Annotated in this window: 24 protein-coding genes; 2 read left to right on the top strand and 22 right to left on the bottom strand. The window is 61.0% G+C overall.

Annotated elements, in window-relative coordinates; translation table 11 throughout:
- Positions 1–488: 488 nt before the first annotated feature.
- From rpsT to mutM, 3 genes are all read right to left on the bottom strand, one after another.
- Positions 489–752, bottom strand: coding sequence for a 30S ribosomal protein S20 (rpsT, locus tag FIU91_RS18595; RefSeq protein ID WP_093009192.1), 264 nt, complete (start codon positions 750–752; stop codon positions 489–491).
- A 165-nt stretch (positions 753–917) separates the two neighbouring features.
- Positions 918–1694, bottom strand: a complete 777-nt coding sequence (locus FIU91_RS18590) for an enoyl-CoA hydratase (RefSeq protein WP_093009191.1) — start codon at positions 1692–1694, stop codon at positions 918–920.
- 65 nt (positions 1695–1759) lie between these two features.
- On the bottom strand, positions 1760–2611 hold the full coding sequence (gene mutM / locus FIU91_RS18585; RefSeq protein ID WP_152463596.1) for a bifunctional DNA-formamidopyrimidine glycosylase/DNA-(apurinic or apyrimidinic site) lyase: 852 nt from the start codon (positions 2609–2611) through the stop codon (positions 1760–1762).
- 157 nt (positions 2612–2768) lie between these two features.
- On the opposite strand from mutM, the gene ubiE reads away from it, so the two are divergent.
- Both ubiE and ubiB read left to right on the top strand, forming a co-directional pair.
- The gene (ubiE, locus tag FIU91_RS18580) at positions 2769–3521 is read left to right on the top strand and encodes a bifunctional demethylmenaquinone methyltransferase/2-methoxy-6-polyprenyl-1,4-benzoquinol methylase UbiE (protein WP_152463595.1); all 753 of its coding nucleotides are present in this window, start codon (positions 2769–2771) and stop codon (positions 3519–3521) included.
- A 4-nt stretch (positions 3522–3525) separates the two neighbouring features.
- Positions 3526–5061, top strand: coding sequence for a 2-polyprenylphenol 6-hydroxylase (gene ubiB / locus FIU91_RS18575; RefSeq protein ID WP_152463594.1), 1536 nt, complete (start codon positions 3526–3528; stop codon positions 5059–5061).
- 20 nt (positions 5062–5081) lie between these two features.
- Here ubiB and FIU91_RS18570 read toward each other — a convergent pair whose 3' ends face one another.
- The 19 genes from FIU91_RS18570 to bchF all read right to left on the bottom strand — a co-directional run bounded on the left by FIU91_RS18570 (position 5082) and on the right by bchF (position 26135).
- On the bottom strand, positions 5082–5744 hold the full coding sequence (locus FIU91_RS18570; protein WP_152463593.1) for a flagellar hook capping FlgD N-terminal domain-containing protein: 663 nt from the start codon (positions 5742–5744) through the stop codon (positions 5082–5084).
- A 7-nt stretch (positions 5745–5751) separates the two neighbouring features.
- Positions 5752–7506, bottom strand: coding sequence for a flagellar hook-length control protein FliK (locus tag FIU91_RS18565; RefSeq protein WP_152463592.1), 1755 nt, complete (start codon positions 7504–7506; stop codon positions 5752–5754).
- A 242-nt stretch (positions 7507–7748) separates the two neighbouring features.
- Complete coding sequence (locus FIU91_RS18560) at positions 7749–9161, bottom strand: flagellar hook protein FlgE (RefSeq protein ID WP_152463591.1); 1413 nt, start codon at positions 9159–9161, stop codon at positions 7749–7751.
- 94 nt (positions 9162–9255) lie between these two features.
- Positions 9256–10089, bottom strand: coding sequence for a flagellar motor protein MotB (locus tag FIU91_RS18555; protein ID WP_152463590.1), 834 nt, complete (start codon positions 10087–10089; stop codon positions 9256–9258).
- Positions 10090–10200: 111 nt separating this feature from the next.
- Positions 10201–10602, bottom strand: coding sequence for a cytochrome c family protein (locus tag FIU91_RS18550; RefSeq protein WP_152463589.1), 402 nt, complete (start codon positions 10600–10602; stop codon positions 10201–10203).
- A gap of 73 nt (positions 10603–10675) precedes the next feature.
- Complete coding sequence (hemA, locus tag FIU91_RS18545) at positions 10676–11890, bottom strand: 5-aminolevulinate synthase (RefSeq protein ID WP_093009182.1); 1215 nt, start codon at positions 11888–11890, stop codon at positions 10676–10678.
- Entirely contained in the window at positions 11880–12683 is an 804-nt protein-coding gene (puhE, locus tag FIU91_RS18540) for a putative photosynthetic complex assembly protein PuhE (protein ID WP_152463588.1), read from the bottom strand. Before puhE ends, hemA begins: the two co-directional genes overlap by 11 nt.
- Positions 12684–12762: 79 nt before the next feature.
- Entirely contained in the window at positions 12763–13887 is a 1125-nt protein-coding gene (acsF, locus tag FIU91_RS18535) for a magnesium-protoporphyrin IX monomethyl ester (oxidative) cyclase (RefSeq protein WP_093009180.1), read from the bottom strand.
- Complete coding sequence (locus tag FIU91_RS18530; protein WP_093009179.1) at positions 13884–14180, bottom strand: hypothetical protein; 297 nt, start codon at positions 14178–14180, stop codon at positions 13884–13886. Before FIU91_RS18530 ends, acsF begins: the two co-directional genes overlap by 4 nt.
- 22 nt (positions 14181–14202) lie before the next feature.
- Positions 14203–14667 (bottom strand): photosynthetic complex assembly protein PuhC, encoded by a 465-nt coding sequence (puhC, locus tag FIU91_RS18525; RefSeq protein WP_093009178.1) that lies wholly within the window; start codon positions 14665–14667, stop codon positions 14203–14205.
- Positions 14668–14676: 9 nt separating this feature from the next.
- Positions 14677–15315 carry a photosynthetic complex putative assembly protein PuhB gene (puhB, locus tag FIU91_RS18520; protein ID WP_152463587.1) on the bottom strand — a complete coding sequence of 213 codons (639 nt, stop codon included), beginning with the start codon at positions 15313–15315 and terminating at the stop codon, positions 14677–14679.
- A gap of 34 nt (positions 15316–15349) precedes the next feature.
- Positions 15350–16123 (bottom strand): photosynthetic reaction center subunit H, encoded by a 774-nt coding sequence (gene puhA, locus FIU91_RS18515; protein WP_172975047.1) that lies wholly within the window; start codon positions 16121–16123, stop codon positions 15350–15352.
- Positions 16124–16147: 24 nt separating this feature from the next.
- Positions 16148–17572 carry a PucC family protein gene (locus FIU91_RS18510; protein WP_093009176.1) on the bottom strand — a complete coding sequence of 475 codons (1425 nt, stop codon included), beginning with the start codon at positions 17570–17572 and terminating at the stop codon, positions 16148–16150.
- A complete protein-coding gene (bchM, locus tag FIU91_RS18505; protein ID WP_152463586.1) occupies positions 17569–18225 on the bottom strand; it encodes a magnesium protoporphyrin IX methyltransferase in 657 nt (218 codons plus the stop codon). Before bchM ends, FIU91_RS18510 begins: the two co-directional genes overlap by 4 nt.
- Positions 18225–19043, bottom strand: coding sequence for a ferredoxin:protochlorophyllide reductase (ATP-dependent) iron-sulfur ATP-binding protein (gene bchL / locus FIU91_RS18500; protein ID WP_245760167.1), 819 nt, complete (start codon positions 19041–19043; stop codon positions 18225–18227). The genes bchM and bchL overlap by 1 nt, the downstream gene beginning before the upstream one ends.
- A 247-nt stretch (positions 19044–19290) precedes the next feature.
- Positions 19291–22851 (bottom strand): magnesium chelatase subunit H, encoded by a 3561-nt coding sequence (locus FIU91_RS18495; RefSeq protein WP_152463585.1) that lies wholly within the window; start codon positions 22849–22851, stop codon positions 19291–19293.
- Positions 22841–24358 (bottom strand): ferredoxin:protochlorophyllide reductase (ATP-dependent) subunit B, encoded by a 1518-nt coding sequence (gene bchB, locus FIU91_RS18490; protein ID WP_152463584.1) that lies wholly within the window; start codon positions 24356–24358, stop codon positions 22841–22843. The genes FIU91_RS18495 and bchB overlap by 11 nt, the downstream gene beginning before the upstream one ends.
- Positions 24355–25644 (bottom strand): ferredoxin:protochlorophyllide reductase (ATP-dependent) subunit N, encoded by a 1290-nt coding sequence (locus tag FIU91_RS18485; RefSeq protein WP_152463583.1) that lies wholly within the window; start codon positions 25642–25644, stop codon positions 24355–24357. Before FIU91_RS18485 ends, bchB begins: the two co-directional genes overlap by 4 nt.
- Positions 25641–26135 (bottom strand): 2-vinyl bacteriochlorophyllide hydratase, encoded by a 495-nt coding sequence (gene bchF / locus FIU91_RS18480; protein ID WP_152463798.1) that lies wholly within the window; start codon positions 26133–26135, stop codon positions 25641–25643. The genes FIU91_RS18485 and bchF overlap by 4 nt, the downstream gene beginning before the upstream one ends.
- Positions 26136–26311 lie beyond the last annotated feature (176 nt).

Below are 26311 nucleotides of genomic sequence, written 5' to 3'. Positions count from 1 at the left end.
TCCGTGTCTGTCCCCGGCTTTTCCTCGTTCGACGTGGCCCGATCCACGCCACGGTTCCGATAGCTTTGGACAAAAGATACCCACCCCGGCAGCCAAGGCTGCGGGCTTGTAGTGACGGTGCACACGCAAGACATACCGGTCCCAACGCCGGAATGGCCGTGCGGGCACACCAAAGGTGTATCTTGGACAAGGCAGGGGCCTGAAATGCCCCACGCTGAACCGATGGCAGTCGGCTCCGAGCCGCAAGAGGCTGGTTCGTCGTTACCGTCGAACGCGCCGTCTGCGGACCTGTCCCCCCAAGCGATCGTGACTCGCAGGACTGAAATTAGACGCCGGGCACAGGGGCCGACAACTGTTCTTACAGCTTGACTCAGAGATTCCCGGAAAAGAATCTCTGCGCCGCGCAGAAAAGCCACATACGAAAAAAAGACGCCAAATAATGGCGTCTTTTCAGGACCTTGGCCGAAACGACCAGTAAGCCTTTGATTTTACGAGAGGGCCTTCACGCGCGACGTGAGGCGCGAGATTTTGCGGGCCGCGGTGTTCTTGTGAAAGACGCCTTTGGTGACGCCGCGCATCACTTCGGGCTGGGCTGCGCGAAGGGCGGCCTGCGCGTCATCCTTGTTGCCCGAGGCGATCGCCTCTTCGACTTTGCGAAGGTAGGTGCGGATGCGCGAACGGCGGGCCTTGTTCACGGCATAGCGGCGTTCGTTCTGACGCGCGCGCTTCTTGGACTGGGGCGTATTCGCCATGATGATCGACCTTTGAGTTCGAGTTCCAGAATGTCTTGCGCTTATATGACGCCGCACCCGGGCCTCTCGACCGGATCGATTCTTGCCAAAGCGGGCATCACGCGCATGTAAGCCGCCCCGATACGGTAAAAGGCCAAGCCTGGCAACCCGTATCGGCGGGATGGGTTACTTGTCGCGGAACTGAGCTGTCCGCTTTTCCTGAAAGGCCGCCATGCCCTCCTTCTGATCTTCGGTGCTGAAGAGCGAATGGAACAGACGCTTCTCGAAGAGGATGCCCTCGGCAAGCGTGGTCTCGTAGGCGCGGTTCACGGCTTCCTTTGCCGCCATCGTGGAGAGGGTCGATTTCTCCGCGATCTTGCCTGCGGCGTTCATAGCCTCTTCCATCAGGCTTTTCGCGGGCACGACGCGGCTGACGAGGCCGGACCGTTCCGCCTCTTCGGCATCCATGAAGCGGCCGGTGAGGTGCATGTCCATCGACTTCGACTTGCCGACAAAGCGGGTGAGCCGCTGCGTGCCGCCGATTCCGGCGATGACGCCAAGGTTAATCTCCGGCTGACCAAATTTCGCGTTGTCGCCCGCGATAATGAAGTCGCACATCATGGCAAGCTCGCACCCGCCACCCAGCGCGTAACCGGCGACTGCCGCGATGATTGGCTTGCGGACCTTTTGCACCGCCTCGTGCTCACTGCCGAAGAAGTCAGTCAGGTACATTTCCACGAAGCTCTTTTCCGACATCTCCTTGATGTCGGCACCGGCCGCGAAGGCCTTTTGCGAGCCCGTCAGAACGATGGCCCGCACCTTGTCGTTGCGGTCGGCATCGGTCAGCGCGCTCGCCAGCTCTTTCAGAAGCTGCGAGTTCAGCGCGTTCAGGGCATCGGGGCGATTGAGCTTGATGGTGCAGACGTGGTCTTCGATCTCGACGATAATCGTCTCGTAGGCCATGCGGACGGCGCTCCGTTGGTTCCACTCAGACCATCGTGGTTATCACGTCCCCGCCCCGGATCAAGTTATCTTTGGCAGGCCGTGCAATAGAAGGACGATCGCCCTGCCTGCACGATGCGCCGCACCTTGCCGTTGCAGCCGTCGCGGCGGCAGGGCGCGCCCTCTCGGCCATAGACATCGAAACTGTGCTGAAAATAGCCAAGCTCACCATCTGCGCGCCGGTAGTCACGGAGCGAGGAGCCCCCGGCCGCGATCGCGTCCTCAAGCGTGGCGCGGATCACCGGCACCAGGCTCGCCACCCGCGTTCTGCCAATCTTTCCTGCCTTCCGCACCGGGTGAATGCCCGCCCGGAAGAGCGCCTCGCACACATATATATTCCCGAGCCCTGCAACGATCTTCTGGTCGAGCAGCGCGGATTTGATCGGCGTCATCCGACCGCGCAGCGCTGCAATCAGGTGGTCTTCGTGGAAGGCATTTCCCAAGGGCTCCGGCCCGATTGCAGACAGCAGCGGATGGGCCTCCGCAGTCGCAGTCTCGAACAGGTCCATCGCGCCGAAGCGCCGCGGGTCATTGAAGATGATCCGCGCCCCGTTTTTCATGTGGAAGACGACATGGTCGTGTTTCTCGGGCGCAGGATGGTCGCGCACGAATTGCCCCAGTGGATCGCCGGAAATCAGGATGCGCCCCGACATGCCGAGATGCATGAGCAGCGTTTCGCCGCCCGAAAGATCCGCGAGGATGTATTTCGAACGGCGCCGCAAGCGTTCGACGCGCTGCCCGGTCAGACGCTCCGCCATCCGGTCCGGAAAGGGCCATCGCAAGTCGGGACGGTTCACGTCGGCTCGCGCGATGACATGACTTTCCATTGCCGGCAGGAGGCCGCGGCGCACGGTTTCGACTTCGGGAAGTTCTGGCATTCTGGATCGCTCGGGCTCTCGGGTCTGGCCGCGTTCATATAGGCCCCGCGACAGCCAGCGAAAGACCACAGAGGGCTTGCGCGGATTTGACTGTTTGTCCCGGCACCGCCATCTGTGTAACGCGGATTTCAAGCGACACCCTGAGGCGGAGACCCAGATGGCAGACGAGCCCGAGAAAAAGGCGCATTTCGGTTTCTCCGAAGTGGCCGAGACCGAGAAGGCCGGTCTCGTGCAGGGGGTCTTCCAGTCGGTCGCATCGAAATACGATGTGATGAATGACGCGATGAGCCTCGGCATCCACCGCCTCTGGAAAGATGCGATGATGGATTGGCTCGCGCCGCGCCCTGACCAACGGCTTCTCGATGTCGCAGGCGGGACCGGTGACATCTCCTTCCGGTTTCTGAAACGGGCGGGTCGCGGTCATGCCACAGTGCTCGACCTGACCGAGCCGATGCTCGTCGCGGGACGGCAACGGGCCGAAGCGGCCGAGATGGCAGAGAGCCTCGACTGGGTCGTTGGCGACGCGATGTCCCTACCCTTCCCTGCGTCCAGCTTCGATGTCTACACGATCTCCTTCGGTATCCGGAACGTGACGCGGCCCGAAGTGGCGCTGGGTGAAGCGTACCGCGTGCTGAAACCGGGTGGCCGACTGATGGTGCTCGAATTCTCGCGCATTCCGCAGCCGGGTCTTCAGAAGCTCTATGACCTCTATTCCTTCAACGCGATTCCCGCGATGGGACAGGCGATTGCCGGTGATCGCGACAGCTACCGATATCTTGTGGAATCGATTCGGCGGTTCCCCGACCAGGAGACCTTCCTCGAGATGGTACGCGAGGCCGGGTTCGAGAATACCAGCTATCGCAACCTGAGCCTCGGAATCGCTTGCCTGCATTCCGGCTGGAAGATCTGAACAGATGCGCGGACCTCTGAACCTCTGGCGGCTGATCCGTACCGGCGCGACGTTCGAACGATCGGGCGCGATGCCTGTCGTTCTCGACGCGGTCGATGCCCCGCGCTCCATTCGTGTCGCGGCCCGGATCATCGGCCGGCCCTTCGCCTTTCTCGGATATGAAGGCGATCCGAACATGCCGCCGGTCACCCGCGCGCTCACGGCGCTGGGCCCGGCCTACATCAAGTTCGGTCAGATTCTCTCGACCCGGCCGGATGTCGTTGGCGAGGAACTCGCCGCGCAATTGCGCGTCCTGCAGGACAAGTTGCCGCCGTTCTCCAAAGACGAAGCCCGCGATGCGATCGAGGCCGATCTCGACGTGTCGCTTGACGGCATTTTCGCAAGCTTCTCGGACCCCGTGGCTGCGGCCTCCATCGCGCAGGTGCACAAGGCGACGCTGGCCGAGACTGGCGAAACCGTTGCGGTCAAGGTCTTGCGTCCTGGTGTCGAGCGTGCGTTCCGGCGTGATATCGACGCATTCTACTTCTCGGCGCGCGTTATCGAATTGCTTCTGCCCTCCACGCGCCGACTCAAGCCTGTCGATGTGATTGCGCATTTCGAAGGCGTCGTGATGGGAGAGCTGGACCTGAGGCTCGAAGCCGCCTCCGCGTCCGAATTCGCGGCGAATACCGAGCAGGATGACGGATTTCGCGTTCCTGACGTGAAATGGTTCCTGTCGGGCCGGCGCGTGATGACGCTCGGCTGGGCCGAAGGTGCGTCGATGGGCGATAACGCGGCGCTGGACGCAGCTGGGATCGACCGGATCGCCTTGTCGGAGCGCGTGATCCAATTGTTTCTGAGCCACGCACTGAGAGACGGTTTCTTTCACGGTGACATGCACCAGGGAAATCTCAAGGTCGCGGCTGACGGGACGATCATAGCCTACGATTTCGGTATTATGGGCCACATCGACGCATATACGCGCCGCGTCTATGCCGAGATTCTCTACGGGTTCATTCGTCGCGACTACAAACGCGTGGCCGAGGTTCATTTCGAGGCGGGCTACGTTCCGGCTGACCGCGATGTCGACGAGTTCGCGCGGGCTTTGCGCGCTGTCGGGGAGCCGATTTTCGGCATGGATGCCACGCGCATCTCGATGGCGCGCCTTCTCGCTTATCTCTTCGAGGTAACGGAGCGGTTCGGCATGGAAACCCGCACCGAGCTCATTCTTCTTCAGAGGACGATGGTCGTTGTCGAAGGCGTGGCGCGGTCCCTCAATCCGAAGATGAACATCTGGCACGCGGCCCAGCCCGTGGTCGAGGAATACATCAAGAACTCCATCGGGCCGCGCGCCGTTCTTTCCGATCTTCAGGAGACTGCGAAGGTTCTTGCCCGTTTTGGACCACGTCTGCCCGATCTTGTGGAAAGCCTGCTGATCCAGCAATCCCGTAGTCAACCTGCCCCGCATTCCAGCGGCAAGCTGGTGAAGCTTGGCTGGGTAGTGGCGGGTTGTGCCGTCGGTCTGGCGGCGTCTCTTCTCGCCATCGTATTGATCGCCTGAGATCACAAAGCTCGGCCGCATCACTCGGTTATCCGCACCTCCTCGACGGATGCCGCAGCTACCTTGGAACCGCCAGCCAGTTCCAAAGTCACGTCCCCGGCCTTGCCGTGCACGCTCGTGACGCTGGCATATGCCTGTGCTGCGCCGGTATCGAGCAATTGCCCGCCACTGAAACTTTCGACCTCGAATGTGTAGTACCCGCTTGGGATGTTGGCGGAATTTGCGCTTGTCGGCCACTCGATGGAGTGCATCGGGATCGAAAGGGCAACGATGTCGACGATCTCGCTCTGCGCATTGCGTACGGTGAGCTGAGCGGAGGTCGCATTCGGCGCGGGTCTCGGCTGTACCAGGATCGGATCGCCTTCATAGAAAACCGGTCCGGAAACGAGCACTTCGCTTCCAATCCAGTCCCCCATATCGAGACCCGCAGCACCGCCCGATTGTGCCGTCAATACTCGCAGAAGATCGTTTGTCATGACCTGCTGTTCCACCGTAGCGAAACTTGCGAGCTGCGCTGCATAGTCGGACGAATCGATTGGGTTAAGCGGATCCTGGTTTTCCGCCTGCGTGACAAGCATCTTCAGAAAGGTTTGGAAGTCCGACGACAAAACACCTGAGTCACCGGACGCGGAAAGCGTCGTTGCTACCCCTGCAGACGCTGCTGATATCTCGCTGACATACATGTAACCGTTAGATCCTTATATCGATACCGTTCTCTGCACTACCCAGTTCCTGGTCGGGCTGCTCTTCCAGCCTTATTCCGCGGCTGCGATGTCTTTGGTCCGTCTTTTGCAGGCTTGGCGCGTTCTGAGATCGCTCGCCCATCGTTTCACCAAAGCGGAACTCCGACACACCGATGCCAGACTGTATCAAATACCTTTCCAAAGTCTCAATATTCCGAGACAAAAGAGAGAGCGTCTCCGGTCGGTCTGCGCTAACGGATACGATCTGTCCAAGAGGACCATCAAGAAGATGCAACCTCACTGATCCAAGCTCTTCCGGGTCCAATGATATTTCTAGATCTTGACCTGTTCTAGATATCGAAACAATCTCGAAGCTTTGGCTGGGATTCACCTTGGCTATCGTTTCCAAATTTTCTTTCTTAACCGTCGGAACGATATTGTAATTTGCTGCACCCAAAAGGGCCTCCGATTTTTGGGAGGTCGCAGCCTCCTCAAAATGATGGATACTTTGATCAATTATCGAGAGCTTTAAGACAGTCTCGTCCTCCACTTCTAAGCTAGCTGTTTGCTTCAAGACTACACCGCTTATTTCTCGAAAAACTTCGCGTTCGTGAGATTCGAGGTTCCCAAAGTAATTATTGGTACTTTGTCCGAAATCGATTTTATCTATTTTTTGTATAGCTTGCTTACCGCTTCTTCCAGCCTCCGCTTTGGATTGGTCACTAGAAAAATGCTCATTTGAATAAACAAAATTAATGTCATGTGAAATTATCTGTGTTGGACGAAAACCCTCACTCAATAACTTAATATTTTTTCCATCTATACATTCAGTAAGGTGTTTAACGGGGGGCAATTTTGCACGTTCATCTACGTATTTTGTCGTTTCGTCATCTCTAACTCGAGGACTATCTATTCTCCCGAGGCCTTGCTCTATTGATATCTCCACTGGTTCAGAAATTAAAATCATCTTCTTCAAATCGTCGATTTTGCTAGCCTGATCTTGCGCGGTTCCTTTTAGATCTCTTTCAGTTACAACTTCACCTCGGATTTGCTCAGAACCCATAATCAGAAAATCCGGTTGTTGAAGTTTCCTTTCAGAAAGCTCTAGAACCCCTGCCCCAACCTCTACTATGCATTCTAAGTGAGTATGATATTCTTTGTTTAATGTGTCAGGCGATTCATCAACAAAATCCAGAGGAGAAAGATTCCCAAGATATGTTTCCTTAATTAAAATATGCCTGAAAGGACGTCCTGAGCTTTGTATGCTTTTATTATTTAGATTTCCATCAAAAGTAGGATCATCATCAAGCTCAACCATTGCGTTTCTATTAGCTTCCGGGCAATAATTATTGTGAGAATTTACCTGACTTGGGTTGCTGTCAGCCACTATAACACAATTAAAATATCTCACCTGCGCCTCATCTAGAAAGATATAATCTCCAAGTGGATTATTATCAGGCAGTTCTGCAATATCCGAAAAAACCATAAATTCACGATCTAGGGCTTCATGACAAACTGAACCTACCGAATTTTCAACAGATAATATATGCTTGGATATTGTCTCCTCTGATAGCTCACAAATTTTCAAATCTTTATCTCTATGATACCTGTGCTCGTTAAAGACATTTTCATTTAAATCATCGAGCACTAGATCGAAAGAATGACCCACTTTACAATTGGAAAAATTCTTGGAAAAAGCTTGACCTTCAACCTTATCAGGGATCTGGAGAACCGTTGTTGCTTTGTGTGAGAAAAGGTCCATAGCTTCAAGATCTCTTTAAAAAACTACACGAACCCCTTTAAACCTCAGAAGCAAACAGACCGTTAAACTTTGCAAAGCGCCGCCGCCTTCACTCTATCGTTCTAAAAGCGTCAAATCACATTCTCACTTAAATGATTCCTTAAGAGTTGCCTTGTATCCCTAGAGCACGCCAAAAAGCGCCACATTTTCGAATGTGAAAAGTCAGAATGGCTAAAATTTGAAACCAGATACGATGAAAATCGTCAATGAGGATAAATACTCATGTCTAGCATTCTGACGAATAACGGCGCCATGGTGGCGCTGCAGACGCTAAAATCTATCAACCGCGATCTCGCCGATACGCAAAGCCAAATCTCGACCGGGAAATCGGTTGCTAATTCCCGCGATAATGCGACCGTCTGGATGACCTTCGCGTTGGACGAATATGCCCGCTGCGTCTGGATCAGCTGGGTCAGCTCCGCGGCGACATCGGTCGTGGATTCCTCCCGGGCGAAGGCGACTATGTCACCGGTCGGCCCGTCCGCCGCATCCCAAAGGAAAAAACTGCCGCTTTCGAAGGACGGTGCGTAGACCTGATTGTCGAGCGGCGTGAGACCGTTGGGGTTCGGTACATCGACGAGCGGCACCTGATAGATCGTTCGCGTGATACCGGTGTCGAAATAGGCATGGACCATGCCGTTCTCATCGATCTCGACCGAGGTCATGTTTCCGACAGGGGAGCCGTCCTTCGAGATATTGAGGGGCGCGAAACTATCGGAGAGTTGGGTGATGCCGTTGCTTGCGCCGATTTCACCGACGGTGATCTCTATCGGGCCACCGACGACATTGACCGTCATCGATCCGGTCGCGGGATCGTACGCACCGCCCGAGATCGTCGTCACGGAGGCCAATGTCCCGCCGCTCGACCGCGAGTCATCGAAGATCATCTCGTATTCACCGATGATCGTGCCGGGATTGGCGCTGTCCTCGATTACCATGTTCCAGGTATTGGACGCGCCCGATGCCGGAATGGTCGGCGTGAAGGTCACCTCGATGTTCTCTGACACGCCGAGATTGTCGTAATATTCCACCGACAGGGTCAGCGCGTCGCCGGAGGCGGTTGCCAAGGTTTCTGTCGCCGGCAAGTTCAGGCCGAGCGTGACCCGCGTTGTCGGCTCTCCGGAGAACTGGTTGACGTTGATCTGCACCGGCTCGAGCCCGTCCGAGGTATCGCGCGGGTATGTGCCGATCGTCCCGTCCGGGTTCGCAGGCCAGCCCAGAAGCATCAAGCCCGTGCTGGTAACGAGATAACCGTTCTCATCGGTCGTGAACGAACCCGTCGTTGTCAACAGCATCTGCGGGTCGCCATTGCCCGCCTGAACATCACTGCTTTCCGCGACAGGCAGGAAGCCCCGGCCACGTACGGCAAGGTCCGTTGCGTTCGACGTGGTGACAAGCGAGCCGTTTTGATCGATCTCATAGGAGGTCGAGGTCCGCACGCCACCGGCTGTGTAACCGCCGCCCGCACTCGACATAACGATGGAATGGAAGTCGGTCTTGGCCTGCTTGTAACCGAAGGTCTCGGAATTCGCGATGTTGTCGGAGATCGTGCCAAGCTGACTGGCATTGGCGGCAAGTCCGGCGACACCGGCGTTGAGTGAAGAGGAAATCGTCATCGGCGCGCCCTTCTGCTGCTCGGATGACTGCTTCCTACCGCACGGCGGCTTAATGCCTCCCTAATGCCTAAAATGCTTAGTTTTCTGCGCGCGCCTATCGCAGGAAGATGATCTCGAGCCGGTTGTTGCGGGCATGGGTCGGTGCGGCCACGTCAGCCTTGCTATCCGCATGGGCAACGACTCGCTGCACGCGGCGCGTGGATAGCCCCGATGAGATCAATATTTCTCGTGCGACCCGCACGCGACCTTCGGTTTCGTCCCACACGGGATCCTTCGCTACAACGATCGGAACGCGGCGAACATGCGCAGCGATGGCGAGGTCATTGTCGGCTAGACCGGCAAGCTCGCCCATCAGTGTCAGCAGGGTTTCGACAGTGGCAGTGGGCTCGGCCAATCCGGTGAAGAGGGGGGCGTCGGGCAGATCCGAAAGGGTAAGCACGAGGCCTTCATCGGTCACGCGGGTCGCCAGATGCGCCATCAGGGCATTGCCATTCGCGCTCTCGACCACGCGTTCGAGAAAGACCCGTTCTATATCGGCGAGCGTCGCGTCCATCTCGGCGTCTTGGCCTGCATCCTGCGAGACATCGTCACGGCTTATCCGGGATTCGGGCATGAAGCTGGTCGCGCCCGTTCCGTTCTGCGGCAGCGCATCCTGCGCGAAAACGGACTCGCCCTGCATGGTGCCCGAGCCACCGCCCGAAACGCGGCTGATCGAGATCGTGGGCGCGAAGTAATCCGCGAGCCCCTTGCGCTGCTTTTCGGTCGTGGCGTTCAGAAGCCACATCAGCATGAAAAATGCCATCATCGCCGTGACGAAATCGGCGTAGGCGACCTTCCAAGCACCGCCATGGTGGCCACCGCCGGCGACCACCTTCTTGCGTTTGATAATGACCGGCGCAGCATTGCTGCCCGAGGCACCTTTCGGCATCTCACCACACTCCTACTCACCCGAGATGAGGATGCCGCGCCAAGTCTTGACGATGCGTTATCGGCAGCCTTGCGAGTGGTTCGGATTTGGCTCGATTTTGGCGCAGTCGCGTCAGCGTTCCAGCGATTGCAGATAGCGATATATCGCCGGCGCGCCGCTCTCGATCCGGAAGGCCATGCGGGCCCTGGCGGAAGGATCGCCCAGCCATTCCTGCAGAAAGAGGTTTGGATTTCGCATATAGGCGGTGAAATTCGGCTCCGACCAGACCAGACCTCGCCCGCGCGCCTCTTGCATGGAGCTTGAGTAATTGAACCCCGGCTTGCCCGCGACGGTGCGCCCCACGACCCCGTAGAGATCCGGACCGGCACGCCCGCCCTGAACAAGAACGGTGCCGTCCGGCGCGGTGACGCTGTGACACGCCGCACAAGGCTCAAACAGGCGTGCCCCATCCTGTGACTTGACGGGCGTGGCGAGGCACAAAACCGCTCCGATGATGAAATGTCTGAACGTCATGAAATGGCACCGAGATCGTCTCGGATCATCATAAACCGTCAGACATGCCAAGGCATCTACAAGAAAGACACAGTTACGCGACTGCGTGGGCGATCGCGCAGCGCTTCCAAAGAGTCGAGAGCGCCTGTACGAGCCGTTCGATATCCTCGTCGGAATGCAGCGGACCCGGCGTGAAGCGCAGCCGCTCAGTGCCTTTCGGGACGGTCGGATAATTGATCGGCTGAACATAGATCCCGAAGTCCTGCATCAGGATATCGGCGAGCTGCCGACACTTCACCGGATCCTTGATCATCACCGGGATGATGTGGCTCGGATTCGGCAGATGCGGAATGCCCAAAGCGTCGAGACGGCGGCGCAGCTTGGCGACCTGCTGGCGCTGGCGCGCGCGTTCGATTCCGCTTTCCTTCAGATGCGCGATGGAGGTGCGCGCCGCCGCGGCCACGGCTGGCGGCAGGGCGGTCGTGAAGATGAACCCGGACGCAAAGGAGCGGATGAAATCGCAAAGCGCCACCGAGCCGGTGATATAGCCACCGACCACACCGTAGGCCTTACCGAGCGTCCCTTCGATCAGCGTGATGCGGTGCGCGAGACCGAGTTCCTCAGAAACGCCACCGCCGCGCTGGCCGTACATGCCGACCGCATGGACCTCGTCGAGATAGGTCATCGCGCCGTGCTTTTCGGCGACTTCGATAATCTCTTCCATCGGGCAGATATCGCCGTCCATCGAATAGACCGACTCGAAGGCGACGATCTTGGTCGCGTTCGAGGGAAGCGCGGCAAGCTTGCGGTCGAGATCTTCGGGATCGTTGTGCTTCCAGATCACCTTGTCGGCCTTGGAATGGCGAATTCCCTCGATCATCGAGGCGTGGTTCTTCTCGTCTGACAGGATCACCGCGTCGGGAAGCTTCGATCCCAGCGTCGAAAGCGCCGCCCAGTTCGAAACGTAGCCCGAGGTGAAGAGCAGCGCCGCGTCCTTTCCGTGCAAATCCGCGAGCTCTGCTTCGAGAAGGCGATGCTGGTGGGTATTGCCGGAGATGTTGCGCGTCCCGCCCGCGCCGCAGCCATGCGCGGCGATAGCGTCCTGCATGGCCGTCATCACCTTTGGATGCTGGCCCATGCCAAGATAGTCGTTGGAGCACCAGACCGTCACCTCGTCTGGCGCGTCTTCATCGAAGCTCCGCGCTTTGGGGAAGGCCCCGCACTTCCGTTCGAGCTCTGCGAAGATGCGGTAGTTTCCATCGGCGCGCAGGCTGTCGAGCTCGGCATCGAAAAGGGCGTCAAAGTCCATGGGCGTCCTCCCTCGGTTCGGTCGCGGTTTTGGGCGCGGGCAGAGCCCAGCGCCAGAGCTTCTCGTCGGGCAGCGGCAGCACCATGAACCAGTGTTCAAGGAGGGCCAGCGCGGTCAGCGCGGCGAGAAGCGAGAATCCGGCCGCCTCAGCAGGCGATCCGGCAGAAAAGAGACGTTCCAGCCAGCAAGCCACCGCAAAGGACAGCCCCGTCACAGAGATCGGGAACAATGCGTTCATCGGCGCGATGCGGAAATGGCTCGGAAGATGAGCAAGCTGTGCGGGCAGGAATTCGACGTTGATTTTGGGCACGCCGAGAAAGAGATTCAGCTTGGCGGAGAGCCGTGCGAAGAAAAGAACGGCGAACGTCCAGAAGGCGACCGAATTCGCAGCGCTCTGCGCGTGCAGGCCCAGCACGATCAGCGCGGCGACAAGCGCCATTTCGTGATAGGCGATCGTGCCCCAGGCGCGCAGGAAACGCTCCCATCCTGGCCGGTCTTTCGGACAGACATGCAGGTTCGGCCCCGTCACGATACCGGTCAGGAAGGCGAGCTCGATCCATCCCCAAAGGGCGATGGCGCCGAGAAAGCCGAAATAGACGCCGGCGAGATCGTCCACGGCGCTGGCCCGGTGGACGGCAAAGACCGCAAGCGCGAGGAGCGGCGCGGTACCTAGCGTCAGCGCCAGCCGGGCGACCGGGCTCTGTGCCTTGCGGACGGCGAGAAGGATCGCCCCGGTGGAGAACCACCAGACGAAGAGGGCGAACAGCGCGGCGATCCAGCTTTCCGAGGTCAACAGATCCGCTCCATGCCATCAAACCGGTCTTGCCCGGGGCGCGGGGCGCCCTCGGGATCGAGATATGCGGCGGCATCGATCAATAGGCCGGTTCCAGCCGTGTGCTCTCGGGCACCCGATGCTTCACCGCCGGGATCGTGTAGAGACTGACGAAGCAGAAGGCCGCCTTTGCCGAGTTGGCCCATTCCTTCAGCTTGCCACCGGCGCCGCCCTGCTTCTTGCCTTCGGCAATCGCGACATTCGCGCGGTGCAGGCGTTCGAGCGTCGGCTGCCAGCGCGGATGCTCGATATCGAGCGTGATCGGGAAGATCTGTTCGGTAAGCTTCGACGTCTTGGTGAAGACTTCATGCGCGTACCAGTCCGGGTCGACGCCAAGAGCGTCATGGAAGGCCGGACGCTGATGATCGCGCACATACATCGTCGCATAGACCGCCGTCAGGAAGAACTTGATCCAGAGCACGTTCTTGCCCTGCGTCAGCTTCGGGTCGGTCTTCATCAGAAGCGCGAAGGCTTCGCCATGCCGGAACTCGTCGCCACACCATTCCTCGAACCATTTGAAGATTGGGTGGAAGCGATGCTCGGGATGTTTCTCGAGATGGCGGAAGATGGTGATGTACCGCGCGTAGCCGATCTTTTCGGAGAGGTAGGTCGCGTAGTAGATGAATTTCGGCTGGAAGAAGGTGTACTTCTTCTTCTGGGTCAGAAAACCGAGATTCACCGCGACACCTGCCTCGCGCAGCGCGTCATTGATAAAGCCCGCATGCCGCGCCTCGTCGCGCGCCATGAGCTGGAACAGTTGAACGATATCGCCGTTCTTGCCGCGCCGCTTCATCTCCTTGTAGAGGACGCAGCCCGAGAACTCGGCGGTGCAGGAGGAGATCAGGAAGTCGATGAATTCCTTCTTGAGCTCAGGCTCCATGCCGTCCCAGTCGACATGGTCCCAGTCCTCGTTCTTCTTGAAGTGACCCTTGTTGGGATCTGCTTCCATCTCCGCGATGAGCGCGTCCCAATCCCGGCGCACCGGGGTGACGTCGATCGCATCGAGCTGATCGAAATCGGTAGTGTAAAAGCGCGGCGTCAGAAGCGTGTTCTGCATCGCGACATCGGTAGCCGCCTTGCTGTCCATGCGGGACTGTTCCTGCTGAACAGCGAGGCTCTCATCGACATTGGTGATGTCGGCGGTATGCGGTGTCTGAACGTTCATAGCCGCACCTCCTCGGAGAAGGAGAATTCGCAGAGCTCCATCACCTCGATATCGCCCGTAAGACGCGTCCAGAGCTGTTCGAGCTTCGAGGCTCGGACAATGATCGCTTCGCGGTCTTCGCTAACGATTTCACCGAAAGGAGCCATGATCTCGGGCCCCTGAACGGTCACTTCATCACCGGGATGGATGACGGCTCCGTTGTTGAACCGCACATGTGCGTGCAGGCTTTCGAATTTGTGGCTGATCTCGACGGTGCATGGCGCCCGTTCGATATCGCGTGTCAGAAGTCCCATGTTTCGGCTCCCTTTGTCCGAGTTAGTCACGCAGCAACGTGGCGAAGGCTGCTGCGTTATCTGCGCCGAACCCCATCAGGTCGGCGCGCCAATCGGTCGACGGATCGAAGATCGCCAACCGGCCGTTCTCGTAGGCGACGAGCCGAACAGGCCCATCCGTTGCGACGCGGGCATTGATGCGCTCGCGTTCGAGGACCCTGTAGACGCCGGCGATGAAGCCGCCCTCATCAGGCCCGTATTCAGCGACGAGTGCTCCCTCGGCGTCACGCACCTGCGCGGCACCGGACAGCTCGCCCTTGAGATAGAGAATACGTTCCTCGGCGACCGGGCTTTCCGGCGGCGTCGCCTCGAGGGGGCGACCCGTCCAGACCCAGAACGCCGTCAGCGCGAGCACGACCGCCACGAGGGCCGACATCGCGCGGACGAGAGCGACAGGCACGAGGTCCGGCTCTTCGTGGCGGTAACGCGGCGCGGTGCGACTGGACATGGTCTCCTCCTATTCCGCGGCGACGGCTACGGCAGCCGGGTCGGGCTGGCGCGCAAGGCGCGGCTCGGTGATCCGGGTCTGGGCGGCCTCGCCGATCAGACGCGCGACCGTCTCGGCATCTGGAATGCAGCGCAAGGCGGGACGGGTCGGGTTCATTTTCCAGGGCCGGACATGCGGCCAGCAGACAAGGTAGGAAAGGCGCGTTTCACCTAGCGTGGTGAACGAGATCGTGCCCGTCCCGTCCTTGCGCCGCGCAAGATCGGCGGACCCGATCTGCGTGTAGGGCAAGTTCAGCGTCACTGTCAGTGCCGAGCCGATTCGCATCGCGACCCGGCGGTTGGTAACGGTGTAGACCGTGGCCCGCGCCTGGACGAGCGCGATCAGCCACAGCAGCGTCAGGGTGATGCCACCAAGGATCAGAAACGGCATCGCCGATCCAAAGGCCTGGCCGAACGGCACCAGATCACTCACTGCGATGAACCGCCAGAGCGCAAGCACGAGGAAGTAGCCAGCCACCCAAGGCAGGCTCAACGCCTCCTTGGCGAGCGCCCAGGTGTTCGGGCGACCCTGCCAGAGAATGTGCTCCCCTTGCGGAGGACGCTCCGGCAGACCGTTGACCGGCTCTGTTGCGAAATCATCGTGTGACATCTGGTGCCTCCCTTTCCCTGTCCCGAAGCGCCGCTCAGAGCTGCGGATCGAGCCGCGCCTTTGACGCGTAGAGGACACCGCCGCCGTAATAGGCAGAGATCTTGTCCTCTTCGAGCTTTGTCACGACATCGGGTTTCGCCGTCTTCGGCACGCCTGCGAAATGCTCGCCGAAGAGCGTCTTCACATCGACCGTGTTCCGCCAGATCCGGCAGAGCGTCATCGGGACGAGCCGTGTTCCGGCGCCGCCCTCAAGCTCGATCTCGAGATAGCGGACGAGCTGCTCCGGCTCATCGACCCACATGTCCGAGACCATGCCGACAATCTTCTTGTCGCCGGCGCGCACCGGAAGACCGCGAGGATCGTTGCCGGCAGCCACGGTGAAGTGCGCGTCTCCCTTCATCGGAACGATCTTGGGATTGCCGTGACCGTCAAGTTCCGGCTCGTCACGACGGTTTGCCCAGGCTGCGGGGCCGACCCCCTGTTCAAGCGGATTGCCGGTCGGATCGTAAGGGAACCCCCCGGAAGCGAACTCACGTGTGAGATTGCCGTGGAAATCGTCGCGATCAGCGGGCTGACCCGAGGGGACAGTCAACGTGCCGCGTCCATGCGGCAGGACGAAGGTCTTGTCCGCCGGATTGGGCCAGACAGAACCGGCATCGGCCTGGCTGCCATCCTCATCGACAAGCGGATAGCCTTCGCGCTGGTTCTCACGCTGAATCCAGATCACGAGACCGACGAAGAAGATGAAGAAGAGCCACAGCGAGAGACTCGCCAGGTCGAGGTTACCGAATGGATAGTCATTGATCATGGCTTGGATCCTCCATCATGATGCTCAGGTCGGGAAATCGGCGAGACCGAACTTCGCCGGGCCGACATTCGGCCGCCGCATCCGCGTCACGAGCGGACCGAGAACCGCCAGCGTCACGAAGAGAAGACCGATTTCGAGGTGGTAGACGACGGAATATCCCGTCGCGGTGGATGCGAGGGCCGGGCCGAGATCGCCCGCCATCGCGTGAATGTTGACCCAGTCACGCAGGCCGCCGCCGACCGCCGTCGACAGACCCGCCGCCGTCGCCTGCGCCGCGCCCCACGCGCCAAGCGCGAGGCCGCGTCCCGCAACCCCTTCGGCCGGCATGGTCATTGCCGCCATGAGCGTGGACACGGCGAAGTAGCCGCCGCCAAGGCCGATAAGGCCGGCCCCTGCAAAGAAAAGTGCGGAGGAATTCATAGGCGCGGCGAAGATCACGACCGAGAACGCCATCACGCCGATCAGGACACCCACGGCGGACATGCGATAGGGATTGCCGTTCCGCGCCAGGATACGGCCAGCCAAAGCAAAGCCGACGAGCGCACCCGCCGCCCACATAGCTGTGAGAAGCGTCGTGGTGGACACCGACAGCCCCAGGATCTCGCCGCCGTAGGGCTCGAGCAACACGTCCTGCATGTTGAAGCCCATCGTGCCGACAAAAACCACGGCCAAGAGCCGCCCGGCGACACCCCCTTTGGCAAAATCCGCCCACGCGTCGCGGAAGCTCGGGCGCGGTTCGGCGCGCTCGGCCGCAGACATCGGGCGCACTTTCTCCTGCTTCCAGAGCGCGACGAGGTTGAGCGCAAGGCCCACCACCGCCGCGCCTTGCACGACGCGAATGAGCTTGAGTGGTGTGAAGTCCCGCAAGAGCCAGCCGATCACGATGGCCGAGATCCCCATGCCAACGAGGAACATCACGTAGAGAAGCGCGACGACGCGTGGGCGCGTCTCTTCGGTGGCGCGATCCGCGGCGAGGGCAAGGCCCGCGGTCTGCGTCATGTGCAGTCCGAGACCCGTCATCAGGAAGGCGAGCGCGGCCAGCACCTCTCCGGCGAAGGGCACCTCGTGCACGACGTCGCCGCCCAACACCAAAAGCGCGAAGGGCATGACCGCAAGCCCGCCCATCTGCCAGAGTGAGCCGAACCACAGATAAGGCACCCTCTTCCAGCCAAGGGCGGAGCGGTGGGTGTCGGATCTGAAGCCCAGCAATGCACGGAACGGCGCGATCAGAACCGGCAGCGCGATCATCACCGCGACGATGGTCGCCGGCACTGAAAGCTCGACGATCATCACGCGGTTGAGCGTACCAAGAAGCATGACCGTCGCCATGCCGACCGACACCTGGAAAAGCGACAGCCGCAGAAGCTGCGACAGCGGCAGATGCTCCGACGCCGCATCGGCGAAGGGCAGAAAGCGCTGTGTCAGCTTTATGAGGCGCGGCTGGCTCATGCAGCGACCTCCAATGCGTGGCTGATATAGAAGCCGACCGACACTCGGCCGAGGTCACGCCCGCCATGCCGCCGAACGATCCTTCCGGGCGCATGGGGCACCATCACCGGCGAGCGGTCCGATCGCGGAAAGAGCTTTCCGGCCTGCCACATCGCCATGAGGAGCGGGGTGCGCGGTGCGACTGTGAAGACCACCTGGTCCGCCCGCGATTTCAGACTGCTCAGAGCGAGGTCGAGATCTCCTTGTGTATAGTAGATCAGGCTGTCCATCGCGACCACGTGATCGAACTGCCCGAGCCCCGCATCGAGCATGTCGCTCGCGCGAAACTCGACTCGATCCGCAAGGTGCTCCGGCATCCGGCGCGTAGCGATCTTCAAAAGCTCCGGCGAGATATCGACGGCGGTGACCTGCGCCCCTCGCTTGGCGAGCTCGAGGCTCATCTGCCCTGCCCCGCATCCGGCATCGAGTACGCGCGCGCCGCTCAGATCCGTTGGCAATGCGGACAGCAGTGTCTCCCGCATTTCGTCCCGGCCTTTACGCACGGTTTCGCGAATACGGCTGACCGGCGCATCAGAGGTCAGCGCCTCCCAGGTGCGAGTGGCGGTGCGGTCGAAATAAGTCTCGACGCGGGCGCGGGTCAGCTCGTAGCTCATCAGTCGAACCCCAAAAGTTCAAAGATGTCGCGGTCGGGCAGTGGCTGGGGTGCGAGCGGCTCTGTTCCAGCCCAAAGCGTCCGCGCGAGCGAGAGATATTCTTCCCGGGCGAGAATGATGTCCGCCTCGTCAGGCATCTCGAACAGCGTCTTTTTCTTGAGCCGCGAGCGCCGGATGGCATCGAAGTCGGGCATGTGCGCGATGCGCTTGAAGCCGACCGTATCGCAGAAACGATCGACCTCGTTGGTCTCTTTCGAGCGGTTCGCAACGCAGCCCGCGAGCCGCACCTTGTAATTGTTCGACTTTGCCTGAACCGCCGCGATGATGCGGTTCATGGCATAGATGGAGTCGAAATCGTTGGCGGTGACGATCACCGCGCGGTCCGCGTGTTGCAGAGGCGCGGCAAAGCCGCCGCAGACGACATCGCCGAGAACGTCGAAGATCACCACGTCGGTATCGTCGAGCATGTGATGCTGTTTGAGCAGCTTCACGGTCTGGCCGACAACATAGCCGCCACAGCCCGTACCAGCCGGCGGGCCACCGGCTTCGATGCATTGCACACCGCCCCAACCCTCGGTCACGAAATCCTCGGGACGCAGCTCTTCGGCGTGGAAATCAACGTCCTTGAGGATGTCGATCACCGTAGGCTGGAGCCTCCCTGTCAGCGTGAAGGTCGAATCGTGCTTGGGATCGCAACCGATCTGCAGAACGCGCTTGCCCATCGAGGCGAAGGCCGCGGACAGGTTCGACGAGGTGGTCGACTTCCCGATCCCGCCTTTGCCGTAAACCGAAAAGACCTGCGCGCCCTCGATCTTCATGGAGGGATCCTGGTGCACCTGCACCGATCCCTCTCCGTCCTGGCCACGGATCACCGGCGGCGCCTTGACTTGACGCGCCTCCAGCCCTGCGGCCTCGCGCAGTGCGGCGCGATGGCTGGGCGGTTGCTTGTCGAGCGGGCTCATATGGTCCTCCTGACGGCAGGGGCGTTGTGCCCTGCTTCTTCTGAGCGGGATAGCGCATGCGGCGTGACCGCCTTGCGCTGCGTGATCGTGGTGAAACAGGGTCTCATTCTGCGGCTACCCCTTCCATCCGGTCTTCGAGGCTCTCTGCCGCCTCTTCCAATGCGGCGAGCGTTTCCGCATCAGGCTGCCAATAAGCGCGGTCATGCGCCTCGAGGAGCCGGTTCGCCATGCGGCTCGATGCGGTCGGGTTAAGCTCTGCCAGGCGTGCGCGCATGTCAGGGTCGAGCACGAAGGTCTCGGACAGTCGCTGATAGACCCAAGGTTCGACCGATCCAGTCGTCGCCGACCAACCGAGCGTATTCGTCACCTGCGCCTCGATCTGCCGCACGCCCTGCGCGCCGTGCTTGAGCATCCCCTCGAACCATTTGGGGTTGAGCGAGCGCGACCGCGTCTCCAGCGCGACCTGGTCCGCCAGCGTCCGCACCTTGCCGGAGCCGCGCGTCTGATCGGAGATATAGACGGCAGCTTCCTGTCCGCGCGCACGCTTCACCGCGCGGGAAATGCCGCCAAGAGTATCGAAGTAGTGGTCAACCGTGGTCACGCCCAGTTCGACGGATTCGAGGTTCTGGTAAGCGACTTCCACGCGCGACAGGGTCGCTTTCAGAAGCTCGGGGTTCGCCGCCGCCTTACCGTTCGGCCCGTAGGCGAAGCTCTTGCGGGACTGGTAGGCATCGGCAAGCTCGTCCTCGTTTCCGAAGGCGGAGCTTTCCACGAGCTGATTGACGTTCGACCCATACGCCCCTTCCGCGTTCGAGAAGACGCGCAGCGCGGCCGTTCCCATGTCGCAGCCGTGCTCTTCCATGTAGGCCAGCGCATGGGCGCGGATGAAATTCATCTCGAGCGGCTCGTCCGCCTCGGCGCATTTCAAGGCGGCTTCAGCGAGCATCCGGGTCTGCAACGGCAGAAGGTCGCGGAAAATGCCCGAGAGCGTCATCATCACGTCGATGCGCGGGCGGCCCAGCTCTTCGAGCGGGATCAGATCTGCTCCCGAGATCCGCCCGAACGCATCCATGCGCGGTACAGTCCCCATCAGGGCCAGTGCCTGCGCCAGGGGCGCGCCGTCCGACTTGATGTTGTCGGAGCCCCAGAGCACAAGCGCGACAGAGCGCGGCAGGCTCTCATGCGTCTGAAGAAGCAGCTCCGCCTGCGCTTTGCCATCGCGGCAGGCAAAGGCCGTGGGCATGCGGAACGGATCGAAGGCGTGGATGTTGCGGCCCGTGGGCAGGATCTCGGGGCTGCGAATGAGATCGCCACCCGGCACCGGCGCGACATAGCGCGCCTCGAGCGCTGCCATGAGGCCGTCCATCTCACCCGATCCGCTCAGCGCCGCATCGGCCTGCACACGCATCTCTGCGCCCGCATCTGGGAGGAGGTCCAGATATTCTGCGCGCGTCTTGTCTGACAGGGTTTGACCGACGATGTGCAGACCTTCGGGGATCAGGGCCTCTTCTGTCTCGAGAAGCGCGAGCCACAGCGCCTCCGGGTCGCGGCCACCCATGTCGACGGCCTGCGCCTCTTCCGCGATCAGCGTTTCAAGCTCGCCCCGGCGCGGATCGTTCCCCGACATCGACCGCCAGCGCGACAGGCTTTCCTTCAGCGCCTGAAGCCCCTTGTAGAGCCCCGATTGCGCGAGAGGCGGTGTCAGATGTGTCACCGTCACGGCCCCGGAGCGCCGTTTTGCGAGTGTCGCCTCTGACGGGTTGTTGGCGGCGTAAAGATAGACGTTCGGCATCTCGCCAATCAGCCGGTCCGGCCAGTCGCGCGCGCCGAGACCCGCCTGCTTGCCCGGCATGAACTCGAGCGCGCCGTGCATTCCGAAATGCAAGAGCGCGTCGGCCTGGTACGTGTTCCGCAACCACAGATAGAAGGTCGCAAAGGCATGGGTCGGGGCGAAGCCGCCTTCGAACAGAAGACGCATCGGGTCACCTTCCCAGCCGAAAGCGGGCTGCAGGCCGACGAAGACGTTGCCGAAATGCTGGCCGAGGACGAAGACTCCGCGCCCATCCGACTGGATACGACCCGGCGCCGGGCCCCAGACGGCCTCGATCGCCTTCAGCGGCGGTGTCTGCCGCACGATCGTATCGGCATCGACATGGGCGGCGACATTGGCCTCTTGCCCGTATTGCGTCGCGTTGCCTTCAAGGACGGCGGCGCGGAGTTCTGCCACCGTCTGAGGCGGGGTCAGATCGTAGCCGCGCGCCTTCATGGCGTGGAGCACGTTGAAGAGGCTCTGGAAAACGTCGAGATGCGCTGCCGTCCCTGCCGCGCCGGCATTGGGCGGAAAACCGAACAGGACGATGCCGATCTTCGTGTCGGCGCGTGCTTTCCGCTTGAGACGCGCGAGGCGCAACACTTTCTCCGTGAGGCTCTCTATCCGTTCGGGGCAAGGGGCCATTGCCTTGGCCGTCGCGCCCGGACGGCAGCGATGCGCGCAACCATCACAGCCGCCATCCCCGTGGCGGCCGCCGAACACCGTCGGGCAGGTCGCGCCGTCAAGCTCTGGCAGCGCGATCAGCATCGTTGTTTCGATCGGACCGAGACCCTGGCTCGCCTCCGCCCATTGGCCGAGCGTATGGAACTCCAGCGGATGCGCCGCGACATAAGGCACGTCCAGCGACTTCAGGAGAGAAACTGCCGCGTCACTGTCATTGTAGGCCGGTCCGCCGACCAAGCTGAACCCAGTGAGCGATACAAGCGCGTCGATCCGCGCGCCGGTCTCGTCCTTGAAATACGTGTCGATCGCCGGGCGACCGTCAAGGCCACCGGCAAAGGCGGGTAGAACACGGATTCCCTTTTCTTCGAACGTGCGGATCACCGCGTCGTAATGCCCGGTGTCCCCGGCGAGGACGTAGGAGCGCATGAGCAAGAGCCCGACAGTCGCCACGGGATTGGCGGGGCCCCGCAGATCGCTCTCGTCCTCGGTGATCCGTTCCGGCAGATCAGGGTGATACAGACCCGTTTCAGGATATTCGAGCGGCTCGGGCGCAACGCCGCCCCGCATCTCTTCCGGCCCGGCATAGCGGGACAAAAGATACCGGATCATCGCTTCGAAGTTGTCGTCAGACCCGCCCAGCCAATATTGCATGATCAGGAACCAGGACCGCAGATCCTGCGCCTTGCCGGGAATGAGCTTGAGAATGCGGGGAAGACGCCGCAGCATCTTCATCTTTTTCTCGCCATCCTCCGAGGACGGCTTGGACGAGCCGCGCAGCCGCTTCATCAGCCGCATCATGGAGCTTTGCGGCGCCGACATGTCGAGCCGTCCAAGCTTGGTAAGCTTGACGATCTCCGCATCAGCGATCACGCCGACGAAACCATCGACGCGGGCACGCGCGGCCTGCAAATCGGGCAGGATCGGCTTGATGTGTTCCTCGAGGAAAAGAAGGTTCACCACGACCATGTCGGCATTCGCGAGCGCGCGCTTGGTAAGCTCCAATGCCTCGGGGTTCTCGGCCCATTCCGCCGCAGCATGCACACTGACATCAAGACCCGGAAAGTCGCCTGCAAGTCGCAGCTTCGCGCGTTCGACCGGACCCGCCGCATGGGCGTCCAGCGTCACGATGACGATGCGGTAACCGCGGGTATGGGTCACGTCATCGCGCATAATGGGCCTTGGCCTCATAAAGCGTCTCAACGCTGATTTCGCGTGTGCCGCGCTCGGCGGCGAAGGTCTCGGTGTTGCGCTTGGCCTTGCCGCGCACGAAGAACGGGATCTTCTTGAGCTCTTTCTCGGCGGCGGGCAGCCAGACCACCTCGACGCTTCCCGGCATCTGCGGCTCTTCGGCTTCGATCCGAGGCTTGGCCTTGCCGCCGTGATGCGAGGGGCCGGCCTCGTCATGAAACTCGAAATCTTCGCGGAACATCGTCAGAAGATGCTCTTCGAGGCCCATCACCAGCGGATGCACCCATGTGTCGAAGATCACGTTTGCACCCTCGATCCCCATCTGCGGGGAATAACGAGCGGGGAAATCCTGAACGTGAACAGGGGCCGAGATGACCGCGCAAGGAATACCGAGGCGCTTTCCGATATGCCGCTCCATCTGCGTGCCAAGGATCAGCTCGGGGGCGACGGTCTCGATCGCGGCCTCCACCTCGAGGTAATCGTCGGTGATGAGCGGCTCGACGCCGTAATCGCGGGCCAGCGCCCGGATTGGACGCGCCATCTCGCGGTTGTAGCAGCCAAGCCCGGCTACTTCGAACCCCATCTCGTCGCGCGCGATCCGGGCAGCGGCGGCGACATGGGTGCCGTCACCGAAGATGAAGACCCGCTTGCCGGTCAGGTAGGTCGAGTCGACAGAGGCCGAGTACCAGGGCAGACGCAACCGCTCACTGTCGATTTTCGGCTCTACACCGGCAAGTTTCGCGACTTCCTCAACGAAATCGCGGGTCGCGCCGACGCCAATCGGCACGGTCTTCGTGAAAGGCTGGCCGAGCTCGCGCTCCATCCAGCGGCACGCGCTCTCGCCCGTTTCGGGATACATCAGGACATTGAAATGCGCCGCGCCGAGATCCGTCAGATCTCCAGGCGTCGCGCCATAAGGTGCACAGACATTGACGCTTATGCCCATCTCTTCCAGCAGGGCCGTGACCTCAGTGATATCGTCGCGATGCCGGAAGCCCAGCGCCGTCGGCCCGATCAGGTTCGCGGTCGGGCGCGCCGTGCGGTCCATCGGACGGGCGAGCGCGCGCACGAGTTGGAAGAAGGTCTCGTCCGCGCCGAAATTCTCTTTGCGCTGATACGAAGGCAACTCGAGCGGCACGACTGGGATCGGCAGGCCCAGCGTTTCCGACATTCCCCCGGGATCATCCTGGATGAGTTCGGCTGTGCAGGAAGACCCAACTATCAGCGCCTGCGGCTGGAAGCGGTCATAGGCTTCGAGGCAGGCTGTCTTGAAGAGTTGCGCGGTATCAGAGCCGAGGTCGCGCGCCTGGAACGTCGTGTAGGTCACCGGCGGGCGGTGATTGCGCCGCTCGATCATCGTGAAAAGAAGATCCGCATACGTATCGCCCTGAGGGGCGTGCAGCACGTAGTGCAGACCCTTCATCGCCGTCGCAACGCGCATCGCACCGACATGTGGCGGGCCTTCATATGTCCAGACGGTCAGTTTCACGTGTCCGCCTCCTCAAAGGCCAGCGCGCGACTCCGGCGCAGCGGGCGGGCGAAAAGCGACGCGAGGTCAGCGGCCTGTTCATAGAAATGCACGGGCGTGAACACGAGTTCGATGGCCCATTTCGTCGCCAGGCCTTCAGCTTCGAGCGGATTTGCGAGGCCAAGTCCGCAAACCGTGAGGTCCGGACGGTCCTCGCGGACCCGCGCGAGTTGCTTGTCGACGTCCTGACCTTCGGAGAGGCGCGGCCCCTCCGGCAGAAGATCCAGTTCCGGCCCCATGATCTCGCGGTGCAGGAAGGGCGTGCCGACTTCGACCGGCTCCATTCCGCATTCTCGCGCCAAGAATCGAGCCAGCGGAATTTCAAGCTGGCTGTCGGGGAAGAAGAAGACACGCTTGCCCCAAAGCGGCTCGGCCACCTTGCGGACGGCCTCTCGCGCACGGGCGCGCGGGCCTTCGGTCACGCGAGCCACGACCTCGGGGCCGATCCCGAATTCGGCGGCGATAGCCTCGAGAAAACGAGTAGTGCCCTCTTCCCCGAACGGCATGGGCGCGGGAATATGCCGGGCACCGCGGCGGGTCAGTTCGGCGTGGGTATCGCCAAGGAACGGCTGCGTCAGCGCGAAGACCGTGTTCGGGCCGATGCCATATTCGCTGTCCTTGGTCTGCGCTGGCAGAACCCGCACCGGGCCGACACCGATGGCGTCGAGCAGCGACAGAGCCTGTTCCTCGACCACGTCAGGCAGCGCACCGACCAGAAGAAGCTCGCGCGCCTCGGTTTTCGGCAGGACCGGCACCATCGCCGCAAGGCACGCATCCTCGCCTTGCGTGAAGGTCGTCTCGATGCCGGAGCCCGAATAGTTGAGCACCCGAACCCGCGGAGCATGGGCGGCTGACAGTCGCTCTGCCGCCTTGGCGAGATCGAGCTTGATGACCTCGGAGGGGCAGGAGCCGACAAGAAAGAGCTGGCGGATATCGGGACGCCGCGCGAGCAGCTCGTGCACGACCCGGTCGAGCTCCTCCTGCGCGTCCGCAAGACCGGCCAGGTCGGTTTCCTCCAGGATCGCGGTCGCAAAGCGCGGCTCGGCGAAGATCATGACGCCGGCGGCCGACTGAAGAAGATGCGCGCAGGTGCGGCTGCCCACGACCAGGAAGAAGGCGTCCTGCATCTTGCGGTGCAGCCAGACGATCCCGGTCAGACCGCAAAATACTTCGTGCTGGCCACGCTCTTTCAGAACGGGCGTGTTGCGGCAGCCGGTGGCGGGAGGGGGCGCGAAGCGATCGGTCATGTCCGCGCCTCCTCATCCTTGCGCGCACGGCGCAGCTTGGCGAGGAACTGGACCGCGTTCAGCACGTAGATCGCATAGGCCAGGAGCGCGACAGTCATCTGCGCCTCTGGTGCCAGCGACCCGGTGAAAAGCGCCCAGAGGTAGTAGGTGTGAAGCGCGATGACCGCGAAAGAGACCACGTCCTCCCAGAAGAAGGCAGGTGCGAAGAGGTACTGGCCGAACACGACCTTCTCCCAAATCGCGCCGGTCACCATGATGACGTAGAGGATCAACGTTTTCGCAAGGATTGAATAGGTGGCCGCTTCGTAGCCCGTGCCCGTGGCGAGGTAGCGCAACACGAGGCCCAGCGAGATAAGAAAGACCAGGAACTGCACCGGCGCGAGTATACCTTGCACCAGCGTCCAGCGCGTGGCGTCACGCCGTGCGCGCTGGGCAGGCGTGTAGAGCGCGGCGGCGCTCTGGGGGAACTCCGACGATGCCGAGACGGTCATGGGCGATTCCAGATGGCTCATACCGCCAGCGTATCTGTCAGAGCCAAAAAGTGTCAATTCAAACTTACAGTCGAAGTTCGGAACCCTGACGGCCCCACGCGAATTGTCAGCTTCAAGCGACATTCAAACTCGTGATCCAGTCAGATCCTCGGATTTCGGCTGATCTGGCGCCGCGA

It is taken from the genome of Roseivivax sp. THAF30, assembly GCF_009363575.1.
Classification (GTDB): Bacteria; Pseudomonadota; Alphaproteobacteria; order Rhodobacterales; family Rhodobacteraceae; genus Roseivivax; species Roseivivax halotolerans.
Note: the sequence above shows the minus strand (reverse complement) of the source record. Positions and strands in the feature narration are given on the sequence as shown.

What these genes read in the sequence shown, in the direction of transcription:
- hemA (WP_093009182.1), bottom strand. Translation starts at nt 11,890, where the DNA reads ATGGACTTTGACGCCCTTTTCGATGCCGAGCTCGACAGCCTGCGCGCC.
- FIU91_RS18550 (WP_152463589.1), bottom strand. Translation starts at nt 10,602, where the DNA reads ATGACGTTCAGACATTTCATCATCGGAGCGGTTTTGTGCCTCGCCACG.
- bchF (WP_152463798.1), bottom strand. Translation starts at nt 26,135, where the DNA reads ATGACCGTCTCGGCATCGTCGGAGTTCCCCCAGAGCGCCGCCGCGCTC.
- bchL (WP_245760167.1), bottom strand. Translation starts at nt 19,043, where the DNA reads ATGAAGATCGAGGGCGCGCAGGTCTTTTCGGTTTACGGCAAAGGCGGG.
- acsF (WP_093009180.1), bottom strand. Translation starts at nt 13,887, where the DNA reads ATGAACGTTCAGACACCGCATACCGCCGACATCACCAATGTCGATGAG.
- puhA (WP_172975047.1), bottom strand. Translation starts at nt 16,123, where the DNA reads ATGATCAATGACTATCCATTCGGTAACCTCGACCTGGCGAGTCTCTCG.
- puhC (WP_093009178.1), bottom strand. Translation starts at nt 14,667, where the DNA reads ATGTCCAGTCGCACCGCGCCGCGTTACCGCCACGAAGAGCCGGACCTC.
- FIU91_RS18590 (WP_093009191.1), bottom strand. Translation starts at nt 1,694, where the DNA reads ATGGCCTACGAGACGATTATCGTCGAGATCGAAGACCACGTCTGCACC.
- mutM (WP_152463596.1), bottom strand. Translation starts at nt 2,611, where the DNA reads ATGCCAGAACTTCCCGAAGTCGAAACCGTGCGCCGCGGCCTCCTGCCG.
- FIU91_RS18485 (WP_152463583.1), bottom strand. Translation starts at nt 25,644, where the DNA reads ATGACCGATCGCTTCGCGCCCCCTCCCGCCACCGGCTGCCGCAACACG.
- ubiE (WP_152463595.1), top strand. Translation starts at nt 2,769, where the DNA reads ATGGCAGACGAGCCCGAGAAAAAGGCGCATTTCGGTTTCTCCGAAGTG.
- FIU91_RS18510 (WP_093009176.1), bottom strand. Translation starts at nt 17,572, where the DNA reads ATGAGCCAGCCGCGCCTCATAAAGCTGACACAGCGCTTTCTGCCCTTC.
- FIU91_RS18530 (WP_093009179.1), bottom strand. Translation starts at nt 14,180, where the DNA reads ATGGGACTTCTGACACGCGATATCGAACGGGCGCCATGCACCGTCGAG.
- rpsT (WP_093009192.1), bottom strand. Translation starts at nt 752, where the DNA reads ATGGCGAATACGCCCCAGTCCAAGAAGCGCGCGCGTCAGAACGAACGC.
- FIU91_RS18570 (WP_152463593.1), bottom strand. Translation starts at nt 5,744, where the DNA reads ATGTATGTCAGCGAGATATCAGCAGCGTCTGCAGGGGTAGCAACGACG.
- puhB (WP_152463587.1), bottom strand. Translation starts at nt 15,315, where the DNA reads ATGTCACACGATGATTTCGCAACAGAGCCGGTCAACGGTCTGCCGGAG.
- bchM (WP_152463586.1), bottom strand. Translation starts at nt 18,225, where the DNA reads ATGAGCTACGAGCTGACCCGCGCCCGCGTCGAGACTTATTTCGACCGC.
- FIU91_RS18495 (WP_152463585.1), bottom strand. Translation starts at nt 22,851, where the DNA reads ATGCGCGATGACGTGACCCATACCCGCGGTTACCGCATCGTCATCGTG.
- FIU91_RS18555 (WP_152463590.1), bottom strand. Translation starts at nt 10,089, where the DNA reads ATGCCGAAAGGTGCCTCGGGCAGCAATGCTGCGCCGGTCATTATCAAA.
- FIU91_RS18565 (WP_152463592.1), bottom strand. Translation starts at nt 7,506, where the DNA reads ATGGACCTTTTCTCACACAAAGCAACAACGGTTCTCCAGATCCCTGAT.
- ubiB (WP_152463594.1), top strand. Translation starts at nt 3,526, where the DNA reads ATGCGCGGACCTCTGAACCTCTGGCGGCTGATCCGTACCGGCGCGACG.
- FIU91_RS18560 (WP_152463591.1), bottom strand. Translation starts at nt 9,161, where the DNA reads ATGACGATTTCCTCTTCACTCAACGCCGGTGTCGCCGGACTTGCCGCC.